4 protein-coding genes are annotated in these 4,229 nt (G+C 56.2%); all 4 read right to left on the reverse strand.

Features of this window, described 5'->3' with window-relative positions; genetic code table 11:
* Positions 1-169: 169 nt before the first annotated feature.
* The 4 genes from Q3886_RS08730 to Q3886_RS08745 are packed head-to-tail and all read right to left on the reverse strand — an operon-like array spanning position 170 to position 3,734.
* Complete coding sequence (locus tag Q3886_RS08730; RefSeq protein WP_301861007.1) at positions 170-736, reverse strand: GDSL-type esterase/lipase family protein; 567 nt, start codon at positions 734-736, stop codon at positions 170-172.
* A gap of 13 nt (positions 737-749) precedes the next feature.
* Complete coding sequence (locus Q3886_RS08735) at positions 750-2,222, reverse strand: tryptophan transporter (RefSeq protein WP_301861008.1); 1,473 nt, start codon at positions 2,220-2,222, stop codon at positions 750-752.
* A gap of 13 nt (positions 2,223-2,235) precedes the next feature.
* Entirely contained in the window at positions 2,236-2,919 is a 684-nt protein-coding gene (locus Q3886_RS08740) for an energy-coupling factor transporter transmembrane protein EcfT (RefSeq protein WP_301861011.1), read from the reverse strand.
* Positions 2,920-2,921: 2 nt separating this feature from the next.
* Entirely contained in the window at positions 2,922-3,734 is an 813-nt protein-coding gene (locus Q3886_RS08745; RefSeq protein ID WP_301861010.1) for an energy-coupling factor ABC transporter ATP-binding protein, read from the reverse strand.
* Positions 3,735-4,229 lie beyond the last annotated feature (495 nt).

Raw genomic sequence — 4,229 nt, forward strand, 5'->3', positions numbered from 1 at the left:
TGTTCACATCATTTCTATGTTTGAGTCCATTATAAACATATTTTTGTGTTTTAACAACAGTCCCCCACATTATATTTCCTGTACATGCATGAAAGATATACAAAAAAGACAAGCATGCGCATCGCGATGATACGCAGCTTGTCTTATATATAGAGAAAGAAATATAGGATTATACGAGAACTCGCTGGGCTTCCCGGGCCATGACGGCGTAGCCGGCTGCATTAGGATGGACGCCGTCGCTATACAGGGAGACGGTCCCATTCTGTTCAGCAGCCTGCAGGGCGGCATAGAAATCTATGATGCCGTATCCCTGACGAGCTCCCCAGGCTCGCAGCCACTCCCGATATGCCTGAAGCAGGGCATTGTGCTGCGGCACGGCGGCGGCTGTCTGCCAGCCAAAGAAGGCGCTTTCTCGTTTTGTCAGAGGCGGAATGCCGATGTATACGCGCTGCCCGGCTTTATCAAGGAAGCGGCCAATGTCTTCCATATGGGATGTAATGGCGGTCAGCGGTTCATCCTGCAGAATGTCATTAGAGCCGCCCATGACGAAGACTGCATCATATGCCGCAATATCCAGGTGCTGCAGGCGGTACAGGATACCTGCCGTCGTATCGCCGCACAGGCCTTCATTGGTGACGGAAATGCCTGACTGACGGGCCAGGACAGCCGTCCAGCCATCGCATGGCGCCGCGCCATAGCCATCGGTCAGGCTGTCACCGATACAGAGCAGTTTCACAGCGGTACCTCCCTTATCGATTCAGCTGCTGCAGCGCCGATACGGCCGTGTCTGCTGTCAGCCAGGGAGCATCAAAGGAGCAGCCCGCTTTTTCCAGAGCCATCTGGCAGGCAAAGACCTGGGGAATGGCCGAGGTATATACGTCATGGTCATACATATAGCGCAGCGTCGTTTCCGGTGTGCCGTCGCAGAGAATGCGGCCTTCGCCGAGGAGGAGAAGCCGCGTCGCATAAGGCAGGGCTTCTTCCAGGGAGTGTTCGATGACGACGATGGTGTGGCCGTATTTGACATTCAGTTCGTGAACCAGTTCGTAGAAGGCATGGGTTCCTTCCGGATCGAGGGCCGATGTCGGTTCATCGAAGACGAGGATATCCGGGTTCGTTGCCAGTACGCCGGCAATGACCAGGCGCTGCCGCTGCCCGCCGGACAGATTGCTGAGCTGACGGTGGCGGTACGGCGTCATGTCGACTTTTTCCAGAGCTTCCGTAACGGCGGCTTCGATTTTTTCCGGCGCAACCCCTTTATTTTCCAGGCTGAAGGCGATTTCTTCTTCTACGGTCATGGCTACGAGCTGGCTGTCGTAATCGTCGAGCATGATGCCGACCTGACCGGCCAGATCGGAAATGGTCGTCTGTGTCGTCGCCTTGCCGCCGACATAGACCATGCCTTTCATGACGCCGCCGAAGTAATGAGGAATGGCGCCGGTCATGGCCATGCAGAAGGAGCTCTTGCCGCTGCCGCTTTCGCCGGTGACGACGAGGAAGTCGCCTTTATGAAGGGCAAAGGTCACGTCCTGCAGGACCGGCGTTTTCTGTTTATTGTAAATATAGGTCAGGTGTTCCATGGAAATAATGCCGTCCTGCGTCGGCTTCAGGTCGTACATGCTGTGGTCAGACGCAACTTCCTGCTCTTCCAGAGAATCGAGGATGCCCCGGGAGACGAACAGGCGCAGAGCCGGGAAATACATGACCGGCGTGACGATGGCATTGAGGAGGCCAACGACGGCGACGAGGGGCAGCATGGCCGTGAAGTATACGCTGTTTGGCAGGTTCATGACCACTTTCAGAATGGTGACGAAGGCGCCGCCGCTCATGCAGGTCGCAGCAAAGCCGGTCAGGACGGGCAGACACGAATGGCCTTTGATGCGGATGCCGGACAGATTGCGGACGATGCAGGCGCAGGTCAGGGCGCCGACCGGTTCACTGATGAGGTTGCCGTAGGGAAATCCCGATTTCGACGTCAGGACGTTGACCAGGGCGGCGACGAGGCCAATGCCCAGGGCCTGTTTGTACGACGGCTTGGTCAGGCAGATGGCAACGCAGTATGTGGCAATGGTCCAGTTAGGCGTAACGCCGCCGACGCTGGGCGACACGAGGTGCAGAATCGTGCCGATGGCCAGCATGAGGGTCGTAATGGTAATCCAGCGGAACTGTCCGCCCTGACGGTGGTGAAATTCCAGACTGGCAATGTTTGCAACTGTTTTCATACTCTGTTCCCTCCTATACAAGACCGCAGACGCGCAGGTAAATCAGCCCGGCGCTGACGGCGGCCATGACGGCCATGATGACATAATCCCTTCCCTTGGGGCGGACGTTGCTCATAAAGCTGTGTTCACTGCTGCCGAATCCGCGCAGTTCCAGACTCAGGGCCATCGTTTCCGACCGGCCCAGGGATTTGAGCATCAGGGGCTGAATGACGGTCATGTAATGAATCATCTTTTTGATGATATTGCCCTTCGATGACAGGCCCCGACATGCCTGGGCTTCCTGGACAGCTTTGCTTTCAGCAATGAAATCAGGGACAAAACGCAGAGCCGCCGTAAACATAAAGGCGTATTCGTAAGGAATGCGGATCTGTTTGACCAGGGCGGCCGTCAGGTCCTGAAGTCGCGTCGTCGTCAGGAGAATGATGAAGACAATAGTCATGGCCAGCATGCGCAGGCCTGTGACGTAGGCCGATTCCAGGGAGCCGCCGCCGAGAAGCTGGACGGCGCCGAGGAAGACGGCAAAGACGACGAGGCTGCACACGGCTTTGATGTTGCGGCTCAGGCTGCCGCACAGGCCGAGGAGAACCAGTTCGACTGCCACGAGGATGACCAGGGGAACAGCTGTCGAAAGAAGAAGGGCCCAGAAGGAAAAGGCAAAAGTGCCAATGAGTTTGGTTACCGGTACAAGTCGTTTCATCATCAGTGGTTCCCTCCTAAGCGCTGCACCATGGCAGCCGTAAATTCCTGCATGGATTTACAGTATCCCAGTCCCGGCACGGCCATGGACAAGGTCACGGCATCGGGACGGCTCAGGCCCAGGTCGTACAGGTCGGAGCGCTTCGTAAACAAGTCTTCCGGCGTACCGTCGAAGGCTTTCGTGCGATTGCCGATGACCAGGACGCGCTTACAGTACCGGGCCAGAATATCCATATCGTGCGTAATGAGCAGAATCGTCATGCCTTTGCGGTTCAGGTCCGTAAGCAAGGTCATGAGCATTTCCTTGTCTGCACTGTCCTGGCCGCTCGTGGGCTCATCGAGAATGAGGTATTTCGTGTGCATGGCAATGGCTGAAGCAATGGCAACGCGCTGCTTTTCGCCGCGGTTCAGGTTGGGCGGATAGGCATCGGCCAGATGGGTCAGATCGGTGGCTGCCAGGGCATCCCGCACGGCGGCGTCCACGTCTTCCCGGCTCATGCCCAGCTGCTGCGGGCCATAGGCCGCTTCTTCCCGCACAGTCGGGCGAAACATCTGCCGCTCCGGCCGCTGGAATACGTAGCCCATAAACCGGCTCCGCACGGACGCATCGTCGCCGTTGATGACCTTGCCGTCGTGGAGAATCTCTCCGGACGTAGGCTGTTCCAGACCCATGAGCAGGCGCGTCACTGTCGTCTTGCCGCAGCCGTTGCGGCCGCCGAGGCCGATGAACTCTCCTTCTTCGATTTGTATGTTCATGTGTTCCAGCACGGGCTCGCCGCTTTCGTACTGAAAACTGACATCTCTTACTTCCAGCATATCCTTATTCCTCCCAATCCAATTCTGTATGAACGCAAAAAAAGCCTTTCATCCCCGCTCAAGGGACGAAAGGCTTACGATTCAGACTTCCGCGGTGCCACCCACATTGACTGTGTCAGTCCAGCTCTGCATGTACGGCCAAGGCGATACACGGTTCTTTGCTATCGGTGGAACTACACCGTCGCGCCCTACTTGTCTGCCGTTCAGGCCGCATCTCCCGAATCCATTCCATCTGCTGACCTGGGCCGGACTCCCACTGCCGCCGGCTCGCTGTACCTGTCGCTGCATATGTACTCGTTTCGTTCATCGACTTCCTGTGAAATTATCTATAAGTATACCTGTTTTTTCTCCATTGTCAATAGGAAACGGCTGAGATTGTCAGGATGTATAATCCACAAATGAAAATGTCCCAACTTGCCACAAATAAAAATATCCCATTTATGCCGGGCCATTTGCTTCCAGACACACACCGCTGTGATCAGCCAGGCTGCACCG

The organism is uncultured Megasphaera sp. (assembly GCF_958350005.1).
In the GTDB taxonomy this organism is placed as follows: Bacteria; Bacillota; Negativicutes; order Veillonellales; family Megasphaeraceae; genus Megasphaera.